Consider the following 23,895-nt stretch of genomic DNA (forward strand, 5'->3'; position numbering starts at 1 on the left):
ACCAGCCGCGGAAGGCCAGGGGAGCGGACGAACCCCACCGCCGGAGGACTGAGCGGCCCGCACAGACACGAAACGGCCCGCGCTCTGAGGAGCATACGACGGGTGCGGGCCGTTCTGTCTGCCGCTCAGGCCGCCGCGTCGGGGCGGCGTGTCATCGCCCGGTCAGCGTGTCGAAGCCGGCGGCGGCCAGTTCGGCCAGCTCGTCGAGGGCCTGCCGGGCCCGGGCCGCCGTGACCGGATCCCGCTCGGGCAGGCCGCTGGCGAGGAACTCGTCCTCGTCGAGCCGGAGCACCCGGCTCAGGTCGGCGGAAGCCCACAGGTCGAGATCGAGGTCGGGCACGACGACCAGGCCGTCCCGCACGGTCGCCGGCCGGGTCACGTCGCAGTACCAGCCCTTGAGCGCACCGGCGGCGTCGTGGACCTCCTTGACCGAGTACCACCGGTCCCGCCAGTAGTGCTCGGTCCAGACGTCACCCGGCTCGAACCGGACGAAGCCCATGTCCCGGACCTGGTCGCCGGCCCAGGGCGCCCGCACCACCAAGTGGGTGCCGTCGTCGGAGAGCACCGACGCGGGATAGCTCAGGTCCGGGCGGGGCGCCTTGACCAGGTGGATCGTCACCGGTTGGCCGACCGCCAGGATCTCCGCACCGTCCTGGTCGCTGCCGTCCCGGACCGTCATGCCGTACCGCCCCCCGCCGCTGGTGCCGTCGCGGCCGACGGTACCGGAGCTTCGGGCGGTGGATGCGGGGCCGGGTCAGCACCGGCGGGTGGTGCCACCGGTCAGGAGGGCGGCGAGAAGGGCCACTCCTCGAACGCCGCGCACCGGCCGTCCCCGGCGAAGGTCATGATCCAGAGATCGCGGAACTCCTCGCCGGTGCCGTACCGGACCTCGATCCGGGCCACCCCGACGTCGCCGTCCACCGCGACGACCTCGCTGGTCATCGCGAACTCCTCGTCCGGGCCCTCCCGCTCGGCCTCCCACATCTCGCCGATGTCCCGCAGGCCGACCACCGGCTCCCGGTACGGCCCCGGCAGGTAGCTCGCGTCGGGGGTGAAGAGCGCGGAGAGGGGCTCGGTGCCCGGCGTGCGCCAGGCCCGCTCGTAGCCGGCGATCCAGTCCTGCACCCGAGTCCGGTCCATGGTGGTCCACTGTGCCACCGGTAGCTGCCCGAGGCCCGCTCCTTTGCGGCTCCGTACCCGAAAGGCCCACCGCGGGCTCCGTACCCCCGGAAGACCCATCCCCGCGCGGCGGTCAGGCCGCCTGGCGGCCGGCGATCCGCTCGATCGGCCGCAGCGGCGGGCTGGCCGTCCCCGAGCCGGCGGCGATCCCGGCGAGCAGGTCCCGCAGCGCGTCCCGGGCGTCCCGCCGGGGCCGCCAGCCCAGCTCCCGTTCCGCCCGCGAGCAGTCCAGCAGCGGCACCGCCGCACCCATCTCCAGCCAGCCCTCGTCCACCGGCACCAGCCGGGTCCGCCAGGCGGCCCGGCTCAGCAGCCGGAGCAGGCCCAGCGGCAGCGGCGCCGCCCAGCCGCCCAGTTCCGCCGCGACCAGCGGCCCGTCGACCACCGGCTCGGCGGCGATGTTGAACGCGCCGGTCCGGTCGCTGTGCAACGCCCGCAGGTACGCCTCGGCGGCGTCGTCGGCGTGCACCACCTGGACCCGGAGCCGCCGGTGCCGGGGCACCACCGGCAGCCGGCCCGAGCGGAGCAGCGAGACCGGGGCGAACCGGCCGAGGAAGTACCGGGTGATCTCGGCTCCCGCGTCGTGCTGGAGGACCAGCGCGGTACGCAGCCGGGTGACCCGGAGCACCGGATAGTCCCGCTCGGCGTCGACGAGCATCGCCTCCACGGCCGCCTTGTCGACGCTGTAACCGGACCGCCCGACGCCGGTTACCGGCCAGTTCTCGTCGACCCGCCGGTCCTTCGGCCCCGGCGCGTACGTCCCGATCGAGGAGGCGTACACCAGCTTCGGTACGTCGGCCGCCAGCATCGCGTTGACGACGTGCCGGCTGCCGTTGATGTTGGTCTGGCGCAGCCGCGCCCGCTGGTGACTGGGCTGGATCTGCCAGGCCAGGTGCACCACGGCGTCTGTCCCGGCCAGCCGTTCGGCGAGCGGGTGCAGGCAGGCCGGGTCCCCGAGGTCGGCGGCGTGCCACCGTACCCCGTCGTAGGGCGGCCCGGCATCCGGGGCCGGGCAGCGCCGGGCGATGCCGATCACCTCGACGTCCGGCTCGCGGGCCAGCCGACGCAGCAACGCCGTACCGACGTTGCCGGTGGCTCCGGTGATGGCGATCCGCATGTCGGCCGGTCTACCCCGAGTGCTCCCCGGTAACCCGTCCGGGGGTATCCGGCTGATCCGCGAGTACGCGAGGTTTGTCCGGCCGCGCGGCGGGTAGTCCGGGTCGGTGCGAGCGATTCTGAGACTTGAGCAGGCGACCGGCCTGGACCGGACGGCGGAACGCATGCAGCGGATCGTCGCCGCGGCGATTCGGTCGCAGCGGCTGCGTGACCTCCTGCACGGGGTGCCGATAGGCCATCCGCTGCACCCGGCACTGGTCCAGGTGCCGATCGGCGCCTGGCTGAGTACGGCCGTGCTCGACCTGATGCCCCACCAGCGGCGGGCCGCGACCACCCTGGTGGCGATCGGCACGGCGGCCGCGGTGCCGACCGCGATCTCCGGGTGGAACGACTGGGCGTCGCTCTCCCGGGAGCAGCAGCGGGTCGGACTGGTGCACGCGCTCGCCAACGGCATGGCCATCGCGCTGTACGCCGGCTCGCTGGCCGCCCGACTGACCGGACGGCACGGCCTCGGCCGTACCCTCGGCTACCTCGGCATGGCCGCCGTGGGCAGCGGCGGGTTCCTCGGCGGGCACCTCGCCTACAAGCAGGCGGCGAGTGTCAACCAGGGGGTGCCGGACCTGCGCCGGATCGAGGACGGCTGGCACGCGGTGGCGGACATGTCCGCCCTGCCGCAGAACAAGCTGCTGACCCGCCGGATCGACGACATCGCGGTCGTCGTCTACCGGGACGGCGACGACGTCACGGTGATGCTGGAGCGGTGCGCCCACCAGAGCGGCCCGCTCGGCGCCGGCCAGGTCGTCCAGGAGAACGGGCGTACCTGCGTGAAGTGCCCCTGGCACGGCAGCACGTTCGAGTTGGACGGCGGCGAGGTGGTGCACGGCCCGGCCAGCAGCGACCAGCAGGTCCTGCCCACCCGGGTGGTCGGCGGCGTCCTACAGACCCGTCTTCCCTGAGGATCGCCAACACTCGATCGTTACGGTCTGCCCGGTTCGCATCCGCCAGATCTGCTCACTTGCCCATGTCGACGCGCCACCAGTCCTTCACGTCGGTCACTTCCCCGGACCAGAATTCCAGGAGGTCTCCCGGCGCGAGTCCGAGGGCTCGTTCGATCTCGCCGGGCGTGAGGTTGCGCAGGGAGTCGGAGAGCGACCGGGTCAGGTCGAGCCAGTAGCCACGCAGCGTGGATTCGCTCACGAACAGTTGCTTGGCGATCTGGGCGTAGGTCAGCCCGCGGGCCCGGCCGTGCAGGATCTGGCGCTGGCGCTCGCTGAGCAGGGTGATGCTGTCCCGCCGGACCAGCACCTCGAGTATCCCGACGACCGACTGAGGTATGGCGGTGCCACCGGCGGCGACGTTGAGGAGGAGTCGTTCGGCCCGGCGGGTCGGCAGCGCCTTGGAGACGACCCCGCTCGCACCCGCCGCGATGCACGCCGCAAGGACGAAACGTCGCTCCTCCTGGCTGTAGACGCAGACCCGGTAGCCGCGGTGCGTCAGCGCGCGGATCGCGGCGATGCCCTGCCGGACGTCGGGCTGCTGTTCGAGGTTCGCCAGGTGCAGGTCGAGCAGGACCGCATCCACCACGGGGCGGAGGCGCACCAACTCCTCCACGGTCGCGACCGCGGCGACAACGTTGAGACCCGGCATGAGCAGGCCGAACGACTCGCGTATCAGCGACGCGTCGTCGACGACCGCCACCGGGGGCCTCATGCCGCGTCCGTGCCGGCGTTGCGGTCCCGACCAACGGCTGCGGGCCGAGGGCCGGACGAGATCGTCACTGTCGTCCCTTCACCCACGGCAGACTCGATTTCGACGTCGAGCCCTCGCAGCCGTAGTTCGCCCACGACGACCTCGCGCAGCCCGACCCCGGCGGTCACCGACGCCGGGTCGAAGCCGACACCGTCGTCGCGCACGGTCAGCGTCCAGCTCCCATCCGTGCCCCGGTCGAGGTGGACCACGACTGCCTCTGCCCGGGCGTGCACGCGTACGTTGAGCAACAGGCTCTCGAGCGCGCGTTCGAGAGCCTCGGCCTGCGCGGCGGGGAGTTTCAGGTCGGCGCCGAGGTCGAGCAGGGCATCGACATTCAGCTCGGCGAACCGGTCGCACACCCGCTCGATCATTGCGGCGAGCACCACGGGGGCGTCGGAACCGGCCCCTCCGGCGGGTACGTCTCCGTCCGGGGCCCGGCCACGCAGGTAGGAGCGCATCCGCCGCAGCTCCGCCTCGGCCTGGTCGATGAGCCGGGAGCGCGACTCGTCGGTCCCCGGCTCCGTGAGCAGCCGCATGAGGGCCACCCCGTTGTGCATCATCACCTGGGCGCGTCGTTTCTCCTCGCGCCGCGCCAGCTCTGCCGCGCGAGCACGCGAGGCGTCAGCGTCGTGCGCGATGCGGCGCGTGTATCCGAAGAACATGCGGGCGACCAGCGCGTACACCACGTAGGTGAGGACATTGCCGACGGCGGTCGGGATCATGTCTGCCCCGACTTCGCCGCGGAGATACACCACATAGCAGACGATAACGCCGAGGAGGCCGCCCACCCAGTGGGTGCGGCCGCGGACACCGCCAGCCGTGATGATGATCGACAGCGCGTAGGCCGGCTGGAACGCGACCCAGGTACCCAAGCGTTCCCCCGACGCCAGCACCAGCGGCCCCAGCACGAGCAACAGGCAGGCCAGCGCGAAGTCCGCTGCCGAACCCGGCCCGCCCAGCGGGCGGCGGCGTACCAGCGTCACCACGCTCACCGCGACGGCCGCGCAGGCGGCGGCGAGCCAGCACGCGAGGTAGGCGACGCCATGCGGTGACGTCGCCACTCCGATGTGTACCGCCGGAATCATCTGCGCGACCGTGCCCAGCCGGACCCCCGCGATGAAGTACGAGAACGCCCGCTCGACGCCGGCCCTGGTCGTCGGCAGATCCGCGACCCGCCAGAGCCCGTTCCGTCTGCTCATAGTCCTCCCCGCGTGGCCGCCGGCCCGGGGGGACCGACGAAACCTTGCGGATTCGTTGGGTCACAGCGAACCCGCGAAACGCGATGATCAGCGTACTTCAGCCTACGGAGTTGGATATCACCAGTTTGTCCGAGGGGACGCAGTAGATGCGACGAGTCCTCGCCCTGCTGACCTCGCTGGGGGTCACCGCTGGCCTGACAGTGGTCGCCGGAGCCCCTGCCAGTGGCAACGACACCAAGAACAACGCGGCAACTTTCGTGAACGCGAGCGTGCGGGTGCGGGCCGTGCCGACGTCGGCGGGCACGTTCCGAGTGACCGGGACGGGCCGGTCCGCTCTGGCTCAGACCCCGAACGACGCGAGCGATTTCCAGTTCCACGGACGCTGACCGGGAACGGTCACTCGACGAACAGGCAGTTCCGGGCGACCAACCGAAAGGCAGGCGGAGACCGGACGGTGACGGCCGTCGGCAACGCACCGATGGGCTCGGTCGTGTGCCATTGGGGCCGGAACAGCGGGTACCGCTGCTCCAACGTCGCCGACGCCTGCCGGACGTTGAGCGGCCATCGGTACTGCGGTCTGGATGTCACCCGGGAGGATGTCTCGACGGGCGGTGACAGCGGCGGCCCGTGGTTCTTGGGGAACACCGCCCGGGGCGGCCACAGTGGCGCCTCGGAGGGCGTGGCCAGCTACTTCACCCGGATCAGTCGGGTGCGTGCCCGCCTCGACGCCACGGTACCGCAGACCTAGAGCTGAGCCGGTCAGTCAGGCGCTGCGGTGCTCCGGTAGCGAGGCCTGTCCTCCGAGACATCCTCGACACCGGGGCGCCGCTGTCCGCTCAGACCGTCCTGTCTGGCCCGTTCAGTCGCGGATCCGGTGCCGACCGTTGCCGAAGATGGGGCGGCGGCCCGAGCGGTTCCGGAGCCCGAAGACCGCACCCACCTGCGCGCCGACGATGCTGGCCACGGCGATCACCGCCGAGACGGCGAGCGGGCGGTTCAGCTCCTCCGCCGCGCCGGCCCGGGAGGCGGTGACCGCGTAGCTGGTGCCGTCGCCGTCACCGGCGGACCGCTGGGCGGGCGGCGGGTCGGCGGGCGGCTGCGGACCGGCCGGTGGTTGCGGCGCGTCCGGCTGCCCGGGCTTCGGCGCCGGATCCACGGGTACGGTCTCCGGCCAGCCGCCGGGCGGCGGCGGGGTCGCGACCAGGCCGGTGGCGTGCTGGCGTGCGCCCCGGTCCTCGGCGCTCGGGGGCAGGTGCAGCAGTTGGCCCGGCCGGATTCGGTCCGGATCGCGGATCTCGTTGAGCCGGGCCAGTTCCGGATAGCGGTCGAAGTCGCCGAGGTAGCGGCCGGCGATGTGGCCCAGGTAGTCACCCTTCTCCACCCGGTAGACCGGCTCGGGCTGCTCGGCCCGCTCTTCCGGCTCGCCGGCCAACCACTGCGGCGCGGGTCCCGCCGCCGGCTCCGACGCCAGCCAGTGCGGCGCCGGCCCCGAGGCCGGTCCCTCGCCGCTGACCGGCTGTCCCCCGTTCACCACCTGCCCCACACCGACCGGCTGCCCTGTGCTGCCCAACTGCCCTGCGGCGGCGGGCTGGGCCGCCGTTCCCGGCTGGGCCGCTGCCGCCGCCGTCGTCCCGAGCACCGTACTGGCGGCGGTGGCGGCCGGGCTGACCGCCAGGACCAGCGCCACCGAGCCGACCAGGGTGGCGGCCCAGCGTTGCTGGCGGCCGAGTCCGGGCAGCCGGATCGCCGGCCGGCGTAGCATCCGGGCCGGGATCTCGACGAGGACCGAGAGGGCGAAGGTGGCCCAGCCGGCCCAACCGACGACCGCCAGCGCCCGGAGGAAGAGCTGACCGTCGTCCCGGCTGGTCAGCGCGGTGCCGATCTCGTCCAACCCCGGCACGTGGTCCGGCAGCGGGTTGCCGGCCAGGGCCAGCAGCGCCAGGGGCGCCCCGACCAGCAGTCCGATCAGGACGATCAACGCCGCGAGCCCGGTGCAGAACTGGCCGGCGCGGCGGGCCGCCCGGGATGCAGGCATGACTATGCCCCCTATTCAGCGGTTCGTCGTGGTGAGGAGTGTCGCGGTGGCCGTACCGGGCACCGTGATGTTGTCGGCGAAACCGAACAGGTCGAGAAAGACCGTGTCGTAGTCGAGTTCGAGGTTGACCGTCAGCGTGGAGTTGTCTCCGGCGACCGCGAAGTCCACGTCCCAACGCTCGACGCCGTCCACGCTCGCGAGGTAGTTGCCGACGGCGGTCCTGGCCGCACTCTGGTCCAGCAGGGTGGTGCCGTCGAGGAGTAGCTGCCCCAGGTCGATCGCCTGGCCGCCGGCCCGAGCCGCCTCGGCCGCCAGGTTGTCGGCGCGCTGCATCGTGCGGAGCTGGCCGGCGCCGTCGTACGCCAGCCCGATGATCGTGAGTACCCCGATCAGCGCGACCGCGAGAAACAGGCTGACCCGCCCCGCGTCCGGCCCGATCGGGTGACCCGGCCCGACCGGGTGCCCGGCGGAGCAGCCCCGGGCGGTCACGAGGCGCCCCGGCCACGGTAGCGGTCCAGTGGTGACGCGAAGGTCGCCTCGACGGTGCTGTACGTCCGTACCCCCGGCAGCAGCGGCATCCGCAGGTCCCGGACGGAGACGTCGCAGGTGACCGTGACGACCACCGAGGCGTCGGTGCCGAGGCCGGTGACGTACACCTCGTCGAAGCCGGCCCGCTGGCCGTTGACCGTACCGGCGAAGTCCAACTCGGGCTCGTCCGAGCAGGCGAGCCCCTCCGCGTCGAGCCGGCTCCGCACCGCCGCCCGTGCCGCGTCCCGCCCCTCGCCCGAGGTACGCGAGATCGAGGCGGCCCGGGCGGCGTCGTGCGCGGCGGCATCGATCGCCTCGTGCGCGACGGCGGTCCGGCCGGCGACCCCGGCCAGCGCCACCAGGGCGAGAAAGGCCGGCGTGAGGATTGCGGTCTCCACCGATACCGAACCCCGGTCCCGGCCGCGCGCTCCGCGCGGCATGCCCGCGCCGGTCACGGCGCCTCCTCGTCGGTGAACCGCTCCACCGTGCCGAAGGCGGTCTCGCTGATCGGCGGCAGCGAGATCAGCGGCACCACCCGGAGCGGCTGCCCGGTGACGGTGGCGCTCACCTGCGTGTCGTCCGGCTCGGGGGCGGTCACCGTAACCTCCCAGCCGACCAGCCAGTCACCGGCCCGCTCCAGGAAGTCCTCGGCGCGCTGCTGGCCCACCCCCGGCTCCGCCTGGTAGGTGCGCTGCGCGCTCACCGCCGACTGGGCGGCGTTGAGCGCGGTGGCCCGGGCGATGAACCAGGAGGCGGCCTGGATCGAGGCGAGCAGCAAGATCAGGATGGCCGGCATCAGCACGGCCAGCTCGACCGGGTTGGCACCCCGATCCCGTTCCGCGCCGGCCATCCGGTCCACGGGGACGATCCGGCGCCACCGGGACCCGGCCGTCGTCGCCGGGAGCCGGTACCGGATGCTGCCGCGCGGTCGTGGCACGGATCAGTCCTGCGGCAGTCCAGCGGGGTCGCCGCCGGTGTCCGCCCCGCCGCCCGGCTCCGGAATGGCGTCCATCCAGTCCGCGACGCTGCGCGACACGGCGACGGTCACGGCCAGGGCCGCGGCCACCAGACCAAAGATGATCACCGCGGTCGGGACCGGGCTGTCACCTCGATCCCCCTCACCGGCACGGCGCAGCTCGGCGATCCGCACGACGAACGCAATGTGCAGGTAGTTGACGATCGACATTGCGGTCTCCCTTCAGTGCAACGGTGGGTCGGGGTCAGATGCGGGCCACGAACGGATAGAGGACGAAGCCGACGAGTACGAAGACCAGCAGCGCGCCCGGCACGTCCAACCGGCTGGTCACCGCCTCGGCCCGGGCCAGGTTGTCGGTCCGGATCTGGTCGCGCAGCGAGTCGGCCCGGCCCCGCAGCGAGTCGTGCACCTGTGCGCCCTCGGTGCCGGAGGACTGCATGATCGCCCCCACGTCACCGAGTTCCGGGATGCCGATCTTCTCGGCCAGTTCCCGTAGCTCGTCCCAGGGCGAGTGCATCTGGAGCTGGGCCAGTCGCAGCGCCTCCCGGATCCGCTCGAAGACCCAGCCGTCGCAGACCTCGGCCGCCCGCTCCAGCGCCTGCACCGGACCGTGCGCGGCCGACAGTTGCAGGGCGACCAGGTCGAGATAGGCGCAGACGGCCTGCCGGAACTCGCGCCGGGCCCGTTCCGCCTTCACCAGTACACTCCGGTGCGCCATCAGCACACAGAGCAGCGCGAAGCCGAGCGCGCCGACGGTCGGTACCACGAACGGCATCCGGATCCCGGCGAGGAAGAGGATCGCGGTCGACACCGCCGGAGTCGCCAGCCCGATCAGGCCGGAGAGCAGCAGCGACAGCGTGTACTGCTCGGGCGACTGCCCGATCAGCGCGAGCTGCCGATGCGGTGGACGCAGCCAGCGGGCCGCCCCGGCGAGCCAGTCGAGGTCGCGGTGGGAAGCGCGGCCCGGCCGGCTCAGCCCGGCCGGCTGGTGCAGCCGGCGCAGCGCCGGACCGAGCGCCGGAGCCGCCGGTAACGCCTCCCGGACCAGCAGGAACAGTCCCATCCCGACTGCGGCACCGCCGAGTACCCCGAACGTCAGGTGCCAGTTGAGGATCATTGGAGCGCCTCCTCGCGGTTCGGCGGGGCGAGGAACCGGGCCGGCCGGGGCGGCAGGCTCATCGTCCGTACCCAGGCCAACAGGGCGACGAACGCGGCACCGAGCAGCACCATCACCAACTGCCCGTCCGGGGTGCCGTACGGCTCCATGTAGTCCGGGTTCACCAGCCCGTACGCCAGAACCAGCAGCGTCATCCCGGTCAGGAAGCGCACCGCGAACCGGGGTTGCGCCCGCTTCGCCTCCACCTCCCGCCGGGTGACGACCTCGGCCGCCGCCGCCGAGGCGATCGCCCCGAGTACGTCACCGAGCCGCTCGCCCCGGTCGGTCAGGTGCAGGATCAGCGCGGCCACCACCTGGTCGCAGACCGGGTCACCGATCTCCTCGGCGAACGCCAGCAGTGCGGCCCGCCCCTGCCAGCCGGCCGCCAGCCTGGCGGCGAGCAGGCGTACCTCCTCGTCGATCTGGTCAGGTGCGGTCGCGACCGTACCGATGATCGCCTGCTGGAGGCCCTGGCCGGTGCCGGAGACGTCCTTCAGCCGGCGGGTCCACTCGCCGATCGCCTCGATCCGGTTGATCGCCCGGCGCTCGGCCCGCCCGGTGCCGAGCAGCCACGGCACGCCGGGCACCGCGACGGCGACCAGCAGGCCGACGACCGGCAGCCCGGTGAGCAGGAACGCCACCGCCCCGGCCAGGGTCGCCCCGACCAGCAGCGTCTGGTGCGCCCGCCGTTCCCGGGCACTCGTCCCGTTGCCGAGCCAGAGCTGGTGCAGCACAGAGTCGCGGCGTGGTCCCGCCGGTCGCTTTGTACCGACCAGCGCGGCGACCACCAGCACCAGCCCGGTCGCGCAGGCGATCCCGGAGAGTACGGCGATCAGCTCGATGTTCGACGGCAGCGTCACCACGGCACCCCCGGACCCGCCGGGCAACCCACGGCAGGCCCGGCCCCCGCGCCCCGCGCACCCACGCTGGGGCAGACCAGAAGCCTCATGCCGGCCGTCCGAGCCGACTGTGCCGAGGCCGCCGCCACGCGCCCGTACCCGCCTCGATGTAGCGGGTCAGCAGCCGCGCGTCGTACCCGACCCGGAGCAACTGGTCGCGGACCCGTTCCGGCAGATGGCGGGGGACCGCCCGGCCGTCCGGCCCCGGCCCGAAGACGGTCGTCGTGGTGATCCGGTTGCCCTCGCCGACCCCGATGACCTCCTCGACGTGCGAGACGAACCGGTGCTTGCGGCCACCGATGGCGGTCTCGTCCTCGATGGTGACGTAGACGATCAGATCGAGCGCGTTGCCGGCCATCCGGCGGGCCTGCTCGACGGTCATCTCCCGGCCGTGCGACAGCGCCAGCTCGATGATCCGCTCGCTGACCCCGGCCGGGGTACGGGCGTGGATGGTGCACATCGAACCCCGGCTGGTGGTCATCGCCTGGAGCATCGGCACGATCTCCCGGGACCGGACCTCCCCGACGATGATCCGGAGTACCCCCATCCGCAGCGCCACCGGAATCAGGTCGGCGATGGTCACCTCGCCGGCCGGTCGGCCGTCCGGCCCCCGGTCGCCGTGCCCCTCCCGGGACTCGAAGCTCATCACCGCCCGGTGCTTGCGTCCCCGCCGGGCGGGCAGCAGCTCCCGGCTCTCCTCCAGCAGCACGTAAGGCTCGTCGGCCGGGATCTCGTCCATCAGCCCCCGGACCACCGTGGTCTTGCCCGCCCCGGCCAGCCCGGCGACCATGATGTTCAGCCCGGCCCGCATCGCCGCCCGGAGGAAGTCCCGGATCAGCACGTCGAGCATCTCGTCCAGGTCGGCCCGGCCGCCGGAGATCTCGTCGAGGGTCACCTCGATGGTGTTGTGCTTGCGGATCACCGCGTACGGGCGGTGGCTGACCAGGAAGACCGCCGCCAGCCGGCTGCCGTCCGGCAGTTGCAGGTCCAGGGTCGGCTTCGACGTGGAGAGCGACCGCTCGGTGGCCCCGGCCCGTCGCGCCGCCGCCTGGAGGATCTCCACCATCTCCTCGTCGCTGTCGGCGATCGGCTCGGCCCAGTCAACGCCACCGCCGCGTCGGGTGATCCGCACCGAGTCACAGCCGAGGATGTGCACCTCTTCGATCGAGTTGTCGACCAGCAGGGTCTGCAACCGGCCCAACCCGACCAGTTCCGCGTTGACCTGGTCGAGCAGCATCCGTTCCTCGGCCGCCGACATCGGGGTACCGGCCCGGCGGGTGGAGTCGGCGTACTCGGCGACCACCGCCACGGCGAGCCGGGCCCGCTCGACGTCCTCCTCCGCGGTGCTGAACTCCCGGCCGCGCTGCCAGAGGGTCAACCGTTCGCTCAGTTCGCGCCGGAGTTCCCGAACCACCGCGAAGTCGACCCGGGGCCGGGGCGGGGCGGGCGGCGTCACCGGCTGCGGCACCACCGCGTACGGCGGCACCTCGCCACCGCTCGGCAGCGGTACGGGCCGGTGCCCGTTGTGCGGGACAACCTGCCAGATCGGAGCGGTGGAGGCGGAATTCGGGTCGTGGGGACGCGGGTCGGAGTAGACCGGCTCAAACCGCACCTGGCACCCCCTCGATCGCGGCCGGCCAGCCGAGCCGGGCCCGGCGCCGGTCGAGGACCGCCCGGACCGGCACCTCCAGCGCGCTGGCCGCCCGCATCAGCGGCCGGTTGGCGCGTACGGTCCCGCCGTGGCTGAGCACCTCGGCGGTACGCGGGTCGTCCGGCAACTGCGCGATGACCGGCAGCCGGAGCGCCTTGCCCACCTTGCTGCGGCCGTGCTCGCCGCCGATCAGCAGCAGTCGCAGCGTGTCGGCCGGTACCCGGTGTTCGGCGAAGTCCCGCTCGATCGCCCGGATGGTGGCCTGGGTGCTGGACAGGTGCGGCAGCCGGGCGGTGGTGACGACCAGCACGAGATCGGCGGCCCGGAGCAGCGGCCACGGTGGCCCGGCCACCTGGAGCCGTCCGCAGTCGACCAGCACGTCGTACGCCGGGCGGCCCTTGGCCAACCCGGTGAAGAAGTCGGCGAACCGCTGCCAGAGCGGTACGACGCTGCCGGCCTGCGCCGGGTCGACCACGCCGGGCAGCAGCAGCCGTTCCCGCCTGGGCGCGTCGAGGTCGACGAGCTGCGACCAGAACGCCACTTCCAGGTTGCCGTCCCGCAACTCGCCGACGGCCAGCTCGCCGATGCCCCGGGGCCCGGGCAGCGCCCCGCCGAGATAGCCGGCCAGCACCGATCCGCCGGAGGGGTCGCACTCGGCCAGCACCACCCGGTGGTGCCAGGTGAGCGTGCAGGCGAGCGCGGTGGTGGTGACCCCGGGGGATCCCTTGGCCGAGACGAGGGCGACGATGGCCACGGTCAGGCTGCCGCGTTCAGTACGACCGCGATCCGGTCGCTGGTGGCCAACGCCACCACCGCCGGGACGTCCTTGGCCGCGAGCGCGAGGTAGAGGACCACCGAGTTGCTGGCCGGGGCGGCCATGTCGATGACGGTGGCCTGGAACCGGGTGGCCGGCGCGGCGGCCCGGGCATCGCCGCCGGCCGTGCTGAACAGCAGCACCTTGTCGCCGGGACGGAGCCGCTTCGCGGGTACCTCGCTGGGGCGCAGCCCGACCGAGATCTGCTGCTGCCCGGGGCCGAGCAGCGGCTTGTCGGTGAGTTGCGCCATGGTCAGCAGGGTGCCGGGGGTCAGTGTCACGGTGGCCCGCTTGCCGAGTACCTCGTCGATCCGGTCGGCGGCCACCGGTTCGAGGCCCTGGCCGCCGGCCACCTGTACCGCCACCAGGTCGTCGGCGGTGAGCGCGGTGCCGACCGGTACGGCCCGGGCGACCGCGAGATAGCTGCCGGTGGCGCGTACGGAGGTGATCGCGAACGCGGATCCGAGCCCGCCGAGCGCGATCAGCAGCACGGCGAGGCCGAGCAGCCCGGGGCGCATCCGGCGCTGCCGGACGATCCGGGGCGGGGTGATCGGCGCGTCGATCGGCGCCCCTGTGGTCGGAGTGGTCACCACGGTCACCTCGTTACCACCTGAAGTTCGTCGATCCGGATCGAGGTCGTGGCGTCGCGGCTGGTGGCGAGGGCGTCCTGGTCGCCTTCGCCGGTGCTGCTGCCCCACGGCACCGTCCAGTGCTTGACCGCGGTGATCTCGTACCGCCCACCCTGTTTGGTGCTGCTCGCCCGCGGATAGCCGGGGTACGCGCACGCCTCGCGGGGTGGCTGGCGCGGGTCGTGGGTGCCGGCCTTGAACGGGATGCCCGCCGAGGTGCACTCCAGCGTCTCGCCGTTGCCCATCCGCCAGACGATCTTCGTCGGAATCGCCTCGATCCAGACCGTCACGTCGCCCTCGACGTCCGTTCTCTGCTCGGGTTCCCAACTCGACGCGTCGTAGAGCCACACCGGCACGCCGACCAGCCCGGGCGCACCGCTCGGCGCGGTCCGGATCTCCGGCGGGTCCAGCGTCAGGTTGGCGAAGAGGTCCAGGGCCATCTGCTGGGGGTCCGGCGGTGCGAACCCGGCCGGCGGGTCGGTCAGATGAACTATCTGGGAACTCCCCGCCGCGCTACAGGTCCGCAGGTACGCGGTCTTCCCCGGCTCGACGTTCGCCAGCGGCTCGGCCCGCTTGTAGTAGCAGTCGTCGGCGCTGTTGAACCAGCCGAGCACGTCGTCGTAGCAGGGCACCACCGTGCCGTCGTCCTTCTCGCAGACCCGGTCCCCGCCGCCGGAGCCGCCGCCGTCACCGGAGCCCGAACCGCCGCCGTCGTCGTCGCCCGGCTCGCCGGGCAGCTGCTCCCAGACGTTGCAGTTGCCCTGCCCCGGCGGGCACTCCGCGACCGGGTCGGCTCCGACGGGACCACCGGGCACCACCAGCGCGACGGCCAGCACCAGCCCGGTCACGGCACCGGTCGCCAACGCCCGCCGGGTCAGCACGGCTGGTCCTCGTGCGACGCGCCGACGTTGATCAGCCAGCGGCCGTCGGGATAGCGGGTGGCGGTCGCGGTGGCGAGGTGCCGGCCGCTGGCCGAACCGGGGACCACCTTCTTGTCCTTCTTGTAGACCAGGCGGTAGCCGGTGGCGTCGATGCAGTCCTGGATCGAGACGGTGGCCGGGTCGGAGTCGAGGTCGACCGCGGTGACCGTCGGATTGGAGACGAGCTTTCCGGTACGCATCGCGCCGTGCTCCTTCGCGTCGCGAATGGTGAGCCTGACCCGGGTCAAGAGTGGATCGGCGAGATATTTCCGCAGTTGCGGATCAAGCGGATCGCCGGTCTGCTCCGCTTTGCGGACGGCGGCCAGATAGCCGGCATAGGCGGCGAGGGCGGATTTCTCCGCCTCGGCGGCCCGGGCGTCGGCGCTGGCGGCCGGCTCGGGTCCGGTGTCGCGTGGCGCCGCGCCGCCCGGCCGGTTGCCGCAGCCGGTGCCGACGACGAGCAGCGCCACCGCGAGCAGGGCGCTCCAGAGGTACGCCGGTTGCCGCGTTCGCAACGGTGCCTCCTCCTGCTGCGCCGCTGACCGCCCACCTGAGCGGAGTTGACCGGGTTACTTCCGCCGATCCGACCTGTCGGCTGGTGACGTGGGCACGGCCGCTCCGCCCCGAAGGCCCTCGACCGGGCCCGGCGCCGCTGCATCCACATTCGGGTGAGTCGATCTAGATTCTGGGTGTGGTATTGCCAATCGATCTTTTTGTTGCCTGTTGGTCGACGGTTGCGCGCCGTCCAGATGGCGAGCATAGGCTCACCGCCGACGATGCAACAGGGGCTATTTGAGAGAATACGTACGGTTACGATCTCTGTTGGTGACCGCCGTCTCGATCATAAGATGCCGATCGATGGTGCACATTTGATCAATAGTTGGCGGGCGGGATGGAGCCGCCGCCCCTTCCGTTCCGATTGTGCCGGCCCAGTGGAGCGAAATGCCATGGATGACGATGATCTGACAGCTTCCGTACCGGGGATTCCGGGTGGCCGTGCCGGGGCCGCCGGGCCGCCGCCACGGCGCGATCCGGCCGCCGCCCGCTCGGTGGGTGCCCACTCGCCGGACCAGGGAAGATCCGAAGATTGCGATCATGGAGTTACTCTGCGTACCCAGAGTCGGTCCGGATCCCGCTGGCCGGCCCAGGGCCTCGCGCTGCTCTGTGTCGCCCCGGCGCTGCGCTGGCTCGTCGCCGCCGAGTCGGTGCCGTACGGCCAGCCACGCCGGTCCGGCTGCGACCACTGTGGTACCCCGATCGGCCTGGCCGGTCCGCTGCGCCCGCTCACCCCGTCGGCCCGCTGCGCCGGCTGCGGCGGCAGGGTCGGCGCGGCACCGTTGGCCGTCGAGACCGCCCTGCTCCTCGCGGTGGTCGCGGTGGTCGCGGCGGCCCGGTCGCCGATCGAGTCGATCGCGTTCGGCTGGTGGGCGGCGTGCGCCGTGCCGCTGCTCTTCGTCGACGTCGCCGTACACCGGCTGCCGGACCGGCTCAGCTACGCCGCCGCGGCCGGCACCCTGGGCCTGCTCGGCGCGGCGGCCCTGGTCGCCGGCGACCCGTCGGCCTGGTGGCGGGCCGTACTGGCCGGGCTCGGGGCGGCCCTTTTCCTTGCCGGCACCACCCTGCTGCTCGGCCGCCGGGGCTTCGGGCTCGGCGACGCCAAGCTGGCGCTGAGCGCTGTCGCGGTACTCGGCTGGCTCGGCTGGCCGGCGGTGGTGCTCGGCGCGCTGCTCACCTTCGGCGCCTCGGCGCTGTGCGGGCTGGCCCTGCTCGCCACCCGCCGGATCGGCTGGGGCGGTCACCTTCCGTTCGGCCCGTTCCTGGTCCTCGGCACCCTGAGCACCCTGGCTCTGAGCTGACTCGGCCGTGCGGGTCGACCCGGCCCGCCCGGTCAGCCCGTCGAGCGGGCGGCCGACCGGCCGGCCCGGTAGGCGCGCATCTTGGCCCGGCTGCCGCAGATGCTCATCGTGCACCAGCGGCCCCGGCCGGCCGGGCTGTGGTCGTAGTACACCCACTGGCAGCGGTGTGCCGCGCAGGCTTTCAGCCGCGACCAGGTGCCGGCGGTGGCGGCGTTCAGGATCGCGGCCGCCACGCCGGCGATGAGCGCCGCCGACCCGCCGAGCCCGGCCACCGGGACCGCCCGCGCCGCGCCGGTGCCGTCGATGGTGAGTAGCAGCGGGGACGTGGCGAGGGTGTAGCGCAGCGCGGCGGCGGACGCGGCCGGCACCTCGCTGCCGGCGTGCCCCCGGCAGGCGTCCCGCAACGCCTCCCGGAACCGCCTCGTCTCGGTCACGTCGGAGTCGGTGAAGCTGAGTCCGGTCGTGCCGTGCGCGGCGGCGAAGGCGGTGAGTTCGGCGATCGTACGCAGCCGGTCGCGGCCCGCCTCGATATCGACGGTGTTCAACAGATCCTGCACCAGTGCCAGCGGTCCGGGTGCGGGGGCACGGTCACCGGGCTGCCTCATGGCGCCACCGTACGCATCCGGCGCCAGATACGGAAACGCCTGTCGATATGTTTCGCGCCGTCGAATCCGGGGCGACTCCTTCGGCCGTTATCGCGTGGCGCAGTCGGCGGGCAGTGGACCGAGGGTGTCCACGCCCTCAGGGGCCGCGTCGTCGCAGCTCAACGTCGTACGCAACCGGTCGATCCGGCAGCGTACGGCGTCCAGCAGTCGGACCGACTCGGCCACCCGGTCCCGCTCGGTGGGGCTGGCCCGGACCAGCAGTTCGGCCACCTGCCGGTGCTGCCCGTCGAGAAAGGCGTCCACCGAGTCGAGTGCCGCCGGGTCCCGCCGCCGGACGGCCGAGGTGGTGAGCAGCCGACTGCCCTGCCGGATGTCGTCGTCCACGCCGTCCAGCAGGGCGCCGAGGTCCTCCCCGGTGTCGCGGTGGGCGCTCGCCTCGTCCAGCCGGGAACGCGCGATTCCGAGGAGCAGCCGGCCCCGGTTCGGCTCCGAGGCGGCCGGCTCCGGTTGGACCGGTGCGACGGAGCGGTCCAGCGCGTACGCCGGGCGGGCCGGGCGGGTGCCTCCGTCGCCGGCCGCAAGCGCGGAGACGGCGATCGTGACGACGCCGAGGCCGGCCACGACCGTGTCCCGGCCCCGGGCCCGTCTCCACCGCCGGTCGCGGCGGCCCTCGGCGTTCCGCCCGACCCGCCTCGTCCCGACGACCCGGGACCCGCTCCGTACCGCACCGCCGGGCGTACCCGGTGCGGCGCCGTCGGCTCCGGCCGTCGTGACCGCCGCTTCGCCGACGATCGCCAGCAGCATGCTCCGCAGCCGGGCGTCCGAGTCCGGCGTGAGCAGTGAACCCTGGTCAACCTTCTCCTGCGGTCCGCCGTGGCCGCAGGTGGGAGTCGGGGGTTCGGGTGGAGAGGGGTTCGGCGGTGGCGGGCAGCCGATCGGGTGCTCTGGGCGCGGCGCACCATCGCCGCTGGACCGCGTGGTCGGGATGGCCTGGAGCTGGAGCCCGAGCACGATGAGCCGGTCGGCACCGTGTACGACGCCCCGGCCGGCGGCCGACCCGCTGTCCTCGTCGTCTCCCCGGAAGAGATCGGGCGGGCTGGGGCGGAGCAGCTTGCCCAGCAGGTACCGGGCCCGGTGCACCCGCCGCCGCGTCACGTCCGGCCAGGGCGGTGGCGGGCCGGGCGGCAGCAGCCGGGTGAGCGCGCGGACGGCGCGGTGCTGTACGGCCCGGACCCGGCTCTCGGTCTGCCCCATCGCCCGCGCGGTCTCCGCCACCGAGAGAGCCTGGAGGAACCGGAGGACGAGGCAGTCCCGCTGCTCGGCGTCGAGTCGCCGGACCGCGGCCAGCAGGGGACCGTTCACCAGCTCCGCGCCGCCGTCCCGGGCCGGGTGGTCCGGGTCGTCGACCGGCGGCAGCGGCCGTTCGCCCGCAGGGTGGTCGGCCAACACCTGCCGGGCGGTGCCGATCAGCAAGGCGCCCAGCTCGCGGTCGGGACCGGTGAAGGTGTCGATCCGGTGCAGCACCCGGCGTACGGCGGTCGAGGTCAGCTCGTCGGCGAGCCGCCGGTCGCCGACCCGGTAGTAGACGAACCGGAAGACGGTGTCCAGATACCGGTCGACGACCAGGTGGTACGCCTTCGGCACGCCCACCCGGGCCGGGTCGGGCGGGGGCACCGGTGGCCGGTCCGGGGCGACGGCGACCGGCCGGGCGGCGACCGGGCGCGGGGCGGCGGGGCTCGCCGCGCGCAGGTCGGCGTACCGGTCCTCGGCGGTGGCGAGTTTCTCGCGCAGCCGTACGGCCTCCGGATGGGTCGCGGGCAGCCGGGCGGTCAGGTGCTGGCCGGCCAGCTCCATCACCTCGATTGCCGACTCCACCAGGTCGAGCCGTCGGCGCCGCATCGCCAGCGCGAACTGGGTCTCGGCGAGGTCCCGCAACTCCTCGGCGGTACGCGGCGGATCGGTGGTGGACCGCTCGATCGCCTGGATGGCGCTGGCTTCCGCGCTGGCCAGCAGGTCGGCCGGCCACTCCGCCGGGTGCTCGGTGCTGATCGCGGCGGTCAGCGCGACGGTCGCGTGCCGGGCGGCCCGGCCGGACTCGCCGGTCTCCAGGCAGAGGACGGCCAGGTTGGCGTGGAGTTTCGCGCTGGTCACCGAGAGCCGGTCGGTGGTGCGCAGGGCCAGGTCGAGCAGGAGCGCCGCCCGGTCCCGGTCGCCCCGGGCCGCCGCCAGGATCGCCCGGACGTTCTCGGTGGCCAGCCAGGCGTCGCTGCCCCGGGTGGTCCGCCAGGCCGCCCAGTCGAGCAGCCGCCCGGCCTCGGTGTGCAGGCCGAGCCGGGTGAGCAGCATCGCGAGCCGGTGCACGGCACCCGGGTTCCGCTTCGCGTCGAAGGCGGCCAGCGAGATCACCGTCGGCCGGAGCAGGTCGAGCCCGGCCCGTCCCCGGTTCGGCCGCCGCAACGCCGCCTCGGCCTCCGCGATGGCCCGGGGCAGCAGGTCGTCGAGTACGAGTTCGTCAGGTGCGGATTCGGTCACGGTTGCTCCTGGCGATCCAGTACCGGAGGGTCCGGTCCAGGACCTTGTGCAGAAAACGGCGGGCCTTCCGGCGTCCCAGCAGGCCCCGGCTGATCATGCGGTCGAGTTGGTCGCCCATCACGTTGAGTTCCCGGAGCTCCTGGGTCAGCGCGACCGGTTCGGCGTCGGACGCCCGTTGCAGCGCCCGGGTGTTCTCCTGGGCCAGTCGCCGGGCGTCGGCGAGGACGTCGAGTTCGGCGAGGGCGTACTCGGCCTGCACCGCGATCAGCACGTTGGTGGCGTCTCCGGAACGGTTCCACTTCGGTGCCTGCTCGACGAGCATGCCGAGTACGACCGGCGGGCCGGGCTCGTCGGACGGGCGCGGTACCCGCTCGACCGGACCGCCGCTGTAGCCGTGATAGTCGCCGAGTTCCTGCTCGACCTTGAGTTCGAGGGCGGCGATCTCACCGCCGCCGGCGCACCGGTGCCGAAGGTCGGCGTTGAGCACCGAGCCCGTCAACCGGTGCGGGCTGGCCTCGGGTCGGGCCGGTGCCACCCATCCGTCGTTGTCCGTGGCCCTGGCCAGGACCGGCCGGACCACCTCCCGGGGCGGCGTGCCGGTGACGCAGATCAGGCCGAGGTCGTCCCGCTCGGCGATCCGCACCACCCGCCCGTCGACCGTTTCGCTGCCGGCCAGGGTCATCCGGACCGGCTCGTCCTCGGCCAGCCTGGAGAGGCAGTGCCCGGCGGTGATCACCCAGTGGCTGCTGACCAGGAACCCGACGGTGTATCCCGGTGGTGCGTCGGGCTTGTCGCGCGGGCGGATCCTGACCAGGTACGAGTTCCGCGACTCCACGACGGCTCAGGTGCGTTCGATGGTCAGGGTGACCTCGAACGAGACCTCCGCCGACGCGCGCGTGACCACGACACCGCCGCTGGTGGCGAGGCTGAGCCCGAAGGTCGAGGTCACGCTCGACACCCGGAATCCGGTGTCGTCGGGTTCGGTGTCCACCGACTCGCGCAGCATCCGGGAGATGTCCCGGACGGCGGTGCCGATCTCGTCGGCGCGCTCCTGTAGCAGGGTCGTGAGCCGGCGACTCGGCCCGATCTGGCGGAGATCGGCGTCGTCCGTCGGGAAGACCTCGACTCTGACCGTTGTGTTCGACATGTATTCCGTCCGGTGACAGGGGGACACTCGGGCCGCTGCGGCGGGCGTACGCCGGACGGCAAGAGTCCTAACGAGACATCGATGCGGCGGAGACGCTGTCGAATGGTGTATCAGCGGGTCTTATCGGGATTTTGCAGGTCTATCCGGTGAGACTTGGCGGGTGATTCACGTCACAGGGCGGGTCGGGGCGGGGTCGGGTCGCTCAGCCGGTGGGTGAGCGCGGTGTGCCGGCGACCGGTGCCGGCGGTGCGGACCGCGATGCCCAGCGCCTTGCGCGACCCGGCCAGCACCACCAGCTTCCTGGCCCGGGTCACCGCCGTGTAGAGCAGGTTCCGTTGCAGCATCGGGTAGGAACTCATCGTCACCGGGATCACCACCGCCGGATACTCGCTGCCCTGCGACCGGTGCACCGTGATGGCGTACGCGTGTTGCAGCTCGTCGAGTTCGTCGAAGTCGTACCCGATCTCCTCGGCCTCGTCGGTGCGGACGGTGAGCTTCCGCTCCTCCACCGACAGCTCGGTGACCACCCCGACGGTGCCGTTGAAGACCCCGGCGGCGCCCTTGTCGTAGTTGTTCCTGATCTGGATGACCTTGTCACCGACCCGGAAGACCCGGGCTCCGTGCCGGCGCTCCGGCTGCCCCTCCCGGTACGGCGAGATCGCCTGTTGCAGCGCGGTGTTCAGGCTGCCGGCGCCGGCCGGTCCCCGGTGCATCGGGGTGAGCACCTGGATGTCCCGGGGACGCAGGCCGAACTTGCGCGGCACCCGGCGGGCGACGATGTCCACCACCAGCTCGGCGGTGGCCTCCGGCTCGTCCACCGGAAAGAGGAAGAAGTCGGGATATTCGCCGAGCAGCGGCGCCTGGCCGGCGTTGATCCGGTGCGCGTTGACCACCACTCCGGACTTCTGCGCCTGCCGGAAGATCTTGGTCAACCGGACCCGGGGGATCGACTCGGCGCCCAGTACGTCCCGGAGCACCTCGCCGGCACCGACCGACGGCAACTGGTCGACGTCGCCGACCAGCAGCAGGTGCGCGCCGGGCGCGACCGCCTTGACGAGCTTGTTCGCCAGGATCAGGTCGAGCATCGACGCCTCGTCCACCACCACCAGGTCGGCGTCGATCGGGTTGTCCCGGTCGTGCGTCGGGTCGCCGCCGGGCCGCAGTTGCAGCAGCCGGTGCACGGTCGCGGCCGGATGCCCGGTCAGTTCCGTCATCCGTTTCGCCGCCCGGCCGGTCGGCGCGGCCAGCACGATCTTCGCGCCCTTGGCACCGGCGAGTTTGATCACCGAGGAGACGGTGAACGACTTGCCGCAGCCGGGTCCGCCGGTCAGCACCGCGACCTTCGAGGTCAGGCTGAGCCGGACCGCGGCCTCCTGCTCCGGGGCCAGGTCGGCACCGGTCCGGGTACGCAGCCAGGCCAGCGCCTTCGCCCAGTCGACTCCGGCGAACGCCGGCATCCGGTCGCTGCGGTGCCGCAGCAGCCGGAGCAGACTGGCCGCGAGCGCGGACTCGGCCCGGTGGAACGGCACCAGGTATACCGCCGGAATCGTGCCGCCCTCGCTGCCCGGGTTCGGCACCGCCTCCCGGACCACGCCCTCGTCGGCGGCGAGGTCGGCCAGGCAGTCCCGGACCAGCTCGACGGGGACCCCGAGGATCTCGGCGGCGTCCGCCACCAGGTTCGGTTCGGGCAGGTAGCAGTGCCCGGCGTCGGCGGCCTCGGAGAGGGTGTACTGGATGCCGGCCCGGACCCGCTGCGGGCTGTCGTGCGGGATGCCGACGCCCCGGGCGATGGTGTCGGCGGTCTTGAACCCGATCCCCCAGACGTCGGCGGCCAACCGGTACGGCTCGTTGCGGACGATCGAGATCGACCCGTCGCCGTACTTCTTGTAGATGCGTACGGCCAGCGAGGTGGAGACGCCGACGCCCTGGAGGAAGACCATCACCTCCTTGATGGACTGCTGCTCGACCCAGGCGGCGGCGATCAGCTTCGTCCGCTTCGGGCCGAGCCCGGGGACCTCGACCAGCCGCCCGACATCCTCCTCGATCACCCGCAGCGTGTCGACGCCGAAGTGCGCGACGATCCGTTCGGCCATCTTCGGGCCGATCCCCTTGATCAGCCCCGAGCCGAGGTACCGCTCGATGCCCTGCACCGTCGCCGGCAGCACCGTCGTGTATGACTGCACCTCGAACTGCCGCCCGTACTTCGGGTGCGAACTCCAGCGCCCGACCAGCCGTACGCTCTCGCCGGGCTGCACCCCGAGCAGCGAGCCGACCACGGTGAGCAGGTCGGGCCCGGTCCGCTCGGTGGCGAACCGGGCGATGGTGTAGCCGGTCTCCTCGTTGGCGTAGGTGATCCGTTCGAGTACCGCCTCCAGCACCACCCCGCCCGGCCGGTCGCTGGGGTGGCGCTCGGCGGTCGGCGCCGCTCGTACGGTGGTCGGCGCCTGCTGTCCGGTCACCGCAGCATCATGCAACACAGCCGTCCACCCCGATGCCCACTAGCCACCCTGAGCCCGCTGACCCCGGTGGTCGCCACCTCGGTCGATCCGGGCCCGTTGCGGGGCGACCGGGCTTAGCGTGAGGCCATGGACGACGGGGAGCGGGCCCTGGTTATCGACGGTGAGCTGCACGAACTCCTGGTGATGCTGGCCAACGCCCGGGGCGAGACGGTCGGCGAGACCGCCACCCGCCTCATCGAGGCGGAGTTCGACCGGATCAACCCGGGGATGCTGGACGACATCCGGCGCCCCGGCGCGGCGATCAAGCGCCTGTACGCGGCGACCGGCCGGCCGGTTCCGCCGGCCTTCCAGCAGATGGTCGACCGCGAGTTCGGTGGCGGCACCGGGCTGCGCGAACTCGACGAGACCGGCGAGCTGCAGCGCATGTAGGGCGTTGCGGGGGGGC

General features: G+C 72.9%; 27 protein-coding genes. 5 read left to right on the forward strand and 22 right to left on the reverse strand.

The features are described from left to right. Positions 1-151 precede the first annotated feature (151 nt). The 3 genes from R6Y94_RS29185 to R6Y94_RS29195 all read right to left on the reverse strand — a co-directional run bounded on the left by R6Y94_RS29185 (position 152) and on the right by R6Y94_RS29195 (position 2,296). Complete coding sequence (locus R6Y94_RS29185; protein ID WP_318399041.1) at positions 152-679, reverse strand: DUF402 domain-containing protein; 528 nt, start codon at positions 677-679, stop codon at positions 152-154. Between the two features lie 101 nt (positions 680-780). Continuing rightward, on the reverse strand, positions 781-1,140 hold the full coding sequence (locus R6Y94_RS29190; RefSeq protein ID WP_318399042.1) for a nuclear transport factor 2 family protein: 360 nt from the start codon (positions 1,138-1,140) through the stop codon (positions 781-783). Between the two features lie 112 nt (positions 1,141-1,252). After that, positions 1,253-2,296 carry an NAD-dependent epimerase/dehydratase family protein gene (locus tag R6Y94_RS29195; RefSeq protein ID WP_318399043.1) on the reverse strand — a complete coding sequence of 348 codons (1,044 nt, stop codon included), beginning with the start codon at positions 2,294-2,296 and terminating at the stop codon, positions 1,253-1,255. 106 nt (positions 2,297-2,402) lie between these two features. On the opposite strand from R6Y94_RS29195, the gene R6Y94_RS29200 reads away from it, so the two are divergent. After that, positions 2,403-3,251, forward strand: coding sequence for a Rieske 2Fe-2S domain-containing protein (locus tag R6Y94_RS29200; RefSeq protein ID WP_318399044.1), 849 nt, complete (start codon positions 2,403-2,405; stop codon positions 3,249-3,251). Positions 3,252-3,306: 55 nt separating this feature from the next. Here R6Y94_RS29200 and R6Y94_RS29205 read toward each other — a convergent pair whose 3' ends face one another. Both R6Y94_RS29205 and R6Y94_RS29210 read right to left on the reverse strand, forming a co-directional pair. Then, positions 3,307-4,005, reverse strand: coding sequence for a response regulator transcription factor (locus tag R6Y94_RS29205; RefSeq protein ID WP_318399045.1), 699 nt, complete (start codon positions 4,003-4,005; stop codon positions 3,307-3,309). Next, a complete protein-coding gene (locus R6Y94_RS29210; protein WP_318399046.1) occupies positions 4,002-5,129 on the reverse strand; it encodes a sensor histidine kinase in 1,128 nt (375 codons plus the stop codon). The genes R6Y94_RS29205 and R6Y94_RS29210 overlap by 4 nt, the downstream gene beginning before the upstream one ends. 260 nt (positions 5,130-5,389) lie before the next feature. On the opposite strand from R6Y94_RS29210, the gene R6Y94_RS29215 reads away from it, so the two are divergent. Together R6Y94_RS29215 and R6Y94_RS29220 are read left to right on the forward strand one after the other, a co-directional pair. Further along, positions 5,390-5,629, forward strand: a complete 240-nt coding sequence (locus R6Y94_RS29215) for a hypothetical protein (RefSeq protein WP_318399047.1) — start codon at positions 5,390-5,392, stop codon at positions 5,627-5,629. A 68-nt stretch (positions 5,630-5,697) separates the two neighbouring features. Then, entirely contained in the window at positions 5,698-5,991 is a 294-nt protein-coding gene (locus tag R6Y94_RS29220; RefSeq protein ID WP_318399048.1) for a hypothetical protein, read from the forward strand. Between the two features lie 111 nt (positions 5,992-6,102). Here R6Y94_RS29220 and R6Y94_RS29225 read toward each other — a convergent pair whose 3' ends face one another. The 12 genes from R6Y94_RS29225 to R6Y94_RS29280 all read right to left on the reverse strand — a co-directional run bounded on the left by R6Y94_RS29225 (position 6,103) and on the right by R6Y94_RS29280 (position 15,366). Continuing rightward, positions 6,103-7,278, reverse strand: coding sequence for a LysM domain-containing protein (locus R6Y94_RS29225; protein ID WP_318399049.1), 1,176 nt, complete (start codon positions 7,276-7,278; stop codon positions 6,103-6,105). Positions 7,279-7,293: 15 nt separating this feature from the next. Next, positions 7,294-7,767: a pilus assembly protein TadG-related protein gene (locus tag R6Y94_RS29230; RefSeq protein WP_318399050.1), complete on the reverse strand. Its 474-nt coding sequence runs from the start codon at positions 7,765-7,767 to the stop codon at positions 7,294-7,296. Then, positions 7,764-8,246, reverse strand: coding sequence for a TadE/TadG family type IV pilus assembly protein (locus tag R6Y94_RS29235; RefSeq protein ID WP_318399096.1), 483 nt, complete (start codon positions 8,244-8,246; stop codon positions 7,764-7,766). The genes R6Y94_RS29230 and R6Y94_RS29235 overlap by 4 nt, the downstream gene beginning before the upstream one ends. A gap of 11 nt (positions 8,247-8,257) precedes the next feature. Next, positions 8,258-8,656, reverse strand: a complete 399-nt coding sequence (locus R6Y94_RS29240; protein WP_318399097.1) for a TadE family protein — start codon at positions 8,654-8,656, stop codon at positions 8,258-8,260. A 90-nt stretch (positions 8,657-8,746) separates the two neighbouring features. Next, on the reverse strand, positions 8,747-8,992 hold the full coding sequence (locus R6Y94_RS29245) for a hypothetical protein (protein ID WP_318399051.1): 246 nt from the start codon (positions 8,990-8,992) through the stop codon (positions 8,747-8,749). 34 nt (positions 8,993-9,026) lie between these two features. Continuing rightward, on the reverse strand, positions 9,027-9,896 hold the full coding sequence (locus R6Y94_RS29250) for a type II secretion system F family protein (RefSeq protein WP_318399098.1): 870 nt from the start codon (positions 9,894-9,896) through the stop codon (positions 9,027-9,029). Continuing rightward, the gene (locus tag R6Y94_RS29255) at positions 9,896-10,792 is read right to left on the reverse strand and encodes a type II secretion system F family protein (RefSeq protein WP_318399099.1); all 897 of its coding nucleotides are present in this window, start codon (positions 10,790-10,792) and stop codon (positions 9,896-9,898) included. Before R6Y94_RS29255 ends, R6Y94_RS29250 begins: the two co-directional genes overlap by 1 nt. A 91-nt stretch (positions 10,793-10,883) precedes the next feature. Further along, positions 10,884-12,449, reverse strand: coding sequence for a CpaF/VirB11 family protein (locus R6Y94_RS29260; RefSeq protein ID WP_318399052.1), 1,566 nt, complete (start codon positions 12,447-12,449; stop codon positions 10,884-10,886). Continuing rightward, positions 12,439-13,242, reverse strand: a complete 804-nt coding sequence (locus tag R6Y94_RS29265; protein ID WP_318399053.1) for a ParA family protein — start codon at positions 13,240-13,242, stop codon at positions 12,439-12,441. Before R6Y94_RS29265 ends, R6Y94_RS29260 begins: the two co-directional genes overlap by 11 nt. A 2-nt stretch (positions 13,243-13,244) precedes the next feature. After that, positions 13,245-13,901, reverse strand: a complete 657-nt coding sequence (locus tag R6Y94_RS29270; RefSeq protein WP_318399054.1) for an SAF domain-containing protein — start codon at positions 13,899-13,901, stop codon at positions 13,245-13,247. Further along, positions 13,898-14,812 (reverse strand): hypothetical protein, encoded by a 915-nt coding sequence (locus tag R6Y94_RS29275; protein ID WP_318399055.1) that lies wholly within the window; start codon positions 14,810-14,812, stop codon positions 13,898-13,900. Before R6Y94_RS29275 ends, R6Y94_RS29270 begins: the two co-directional genes overlap by 4 nt. Next, positions 14,806-15,366 (reverse strand): hypothetical protein, encoded by a 561-nt coding sequence (locus R6Y94_RS29280; RefSeq protein WP_318399056.1) that lies wholly within the window; start codon positions 15,364-15,366, stop codon positions 14,806-14,808. Before R6Y94_RS29280 ends, R6Y94_RS29275 begins: the two co-directional genes overlap by 7 nt. Before the next feature lie 432 nt (positions 15,367-15,798). On the opposite strand from R6Y94_RS29280, the gene R6Y94_RS29285 reads away from it, so the two are divergent. Next, positions 15,799-16,707: an A24 family peptidase gene (locus tag R6Y94_RS29285; protein WP_318399057.1), complete on the forward strand. Its 909-nt coding sequence runs from the start codon at positions 15,799-15,801 to the stop codon at positions 16,705-16,707. A gap of 32 nt (positions 16,708-16,739) precedes the next feature. On the opposite strand, the gene R6Y94_RS29290 is transcribed toward R6Y94_RS29285, so the two are convergent. From R6Y94_RS29290 to R6Y94_RS29310, 5 genes are all read right to left on the reverse strand, one after another. Continuing rightward, positions 16,740-17,312, reverse strand: coding sequence for a CGNR zinc finger domain-containing protein (locus R6Y94_RS29290; RefSeq protein WP_318399058.1), 573 nt, complete (start codon positions 17,310-17,312; stop codon positions 16,740-16,742). An 87-nt stretch (positions 17,313-17,399) separates the two neighbouring features. Next, the gene (locus tag R6Y94_RS29295; protein ID WP_318399059.1) at positions 17,400-19,844 is read right to left on the reverse strand and encodes a sigma-70 family RNA polymerase sigma factor; all 2,445 of its coding nucleotides are present in this window, start codon (positions 19,842-19,844) and stop codon (positions 17,400-17,402) included. Then, complete coding sequence (locus R6Y94_RS29300; protein WP_318399060.1) at positions 19,825-20,679, reverse strand: trypsin-like serine protease; 855 nt, start codon at positions 20,677-20,679, stop codon at positions 19,825-19,827. Before R6Y94_RS29300 ends, R6Y94_RS29295 begins: the two co-directional genes overlap by 20 nt. Positions 20,680-20,685: 6 nt before the next feature. Then, positions 20,686-20,991, reverse strand: a complete 306-nt coding sequence (locus R6Y94_RS29305; RefSeq protein ID WP_318399061.1) for a CU044_2847 family protein — start codon at positions 20,989-20,991, stop codon at positions 20,686-20,688. Between the two features lie 170 nt (positions 20,992-21,161). Beyond that, on the reverse strand, positions 21,162-23,372 hold the full coding sequence (locus R6Y94_RS29310) for an ATP-dependent RecD-like DNA helicase (RefSeq protein WP_318399100.1): 2,211 nt from the start codon (positions 23,370-23,372) through the stop codon (positions 21,162-21,164). A 204-nt stretch (positions 23,373-23,576) separates the two neighbouring features. On the opposite strand from R6Y94_RS29310, the gene R6Y94_RS29315 reads away from it, so the two are divergent. After that, on the forward strand, positions 23,577-23,879 hold the full coding sequence (locus tag R6Y94_RS29315) for a hypothetical protein (protein WP_318399062.1): 303 nt from the start codon (positions 23,577-23,579) through the stop codon (positions 23,877-23,879). The last annotated feature ends 16 nt before the right edge of the window (positions 23,880-23,895 follow it).

It is taken from the genome of Plantactinospora sp. KLBMP9567, from assembly GCF_033446045.1.
Lineage (GTDB): Bacteria > Actinomycetota > Actinomycetes > Mycobacteriales > Micromonosporaceae > Plantactinospora.

Coding starts and splice junctions, on each gene's coding strand:
- R6Y94_RS29185 (WP_318399041.1), bottom strand. CDS start 679: ATGACGGTCCGGGACGGCAGCGACCAGGACGGTGCGGAGATCCTGGCG.
- R6Y94_RS29190 (WP_318399042.1), bottom strand. CDS start 1,140: ATGGACCGGACTCGGGTGCAGGACTGGATCGCCGGCTACGAGCGGGCC.
- R6Y94_RS29195 (WP_318399043.1), bottom strand. CDS start 2,296: ATGCGGATCGCCATCACCGGAGCCACCGGCAACGTCGGTACGGCGTTG.
- R6Y94_RS29205 (WP_318399045.1), bottom strand. CDS start 4,005: ATGAGGCCCCCGGTGGCGGTCGTCGACGACGCGTCGCTGATACGCGAG.
- R6Y94_RS29210 (WP_318399046.1), bottom strand. CDS start 5,129: ATGATTCCGGCGGTACACATCGGAGTGGCGACGTCACCGCATGGCGTC.
- R6Y94_RS29215 (WP_318399047.1), top strand. CDS start 5,390: ATGCGACGAGTCCTCGCCCTGCTGACCTCGCTGGGGGTCACCGCTGGC.
- R6Y94_RS29225 (WP_318399049.1), bottom strand. CDS start 7,278: ATGCCTGCATCCCGGGCGGCCCGCCGCGCCGGCCAGTTCTGCACCGGG.
- R6Y94_RS29235 (WP_318399096.1), bottom strand. CDS start 8,246: ATGCCGCGCGGAGCGCGCGGCCGGGACCGGGGTTCGGTATCGGTGGAG.
- R6Y94_RS29240 (WP_318399097.1), bottom strand. CDS start 8,656: ATGGCCGGCGCGGAACGGGATCGGGGTGCCAACCCGGTCGAGCTGGCC.
- R6Y94_RS29245 (WP_318399051.1), bottom strand. CDS start 8,992: ATGTCGATCGTCAACTACCTGCACATTGCGTTCGTCGTGCGGATCGCC.
- R6Y94_RS29285 (WP_318399057.1), top strand. CDS start 15,799: ATGGATGACGATGATCTGACAGCTTCCGTACCGGGGATTCCGGGTGGC.
- R6Y94_RS29290 (WP_318399058.1), bottom strand. CDS start 17,312: ATGAGGCAGCCCGGTGACCGTGCCCCCGCACCCGGACCGCTGGCACTG.
- R6Y94_RS29305 (WP_318399061.1), bottom strand. CDS start 20,991: ATGTCGAACACAACGGTCAGAGTCGAGGTCTTCCCGACGGACGACGCC.
- R6Y94_RS29315 (WP_318399062.1), top strand. CDS start 23,577: ATGGACGACGGGGAGCGGGCCCTGGTTATCGACGGTGAGCTGCACGAA.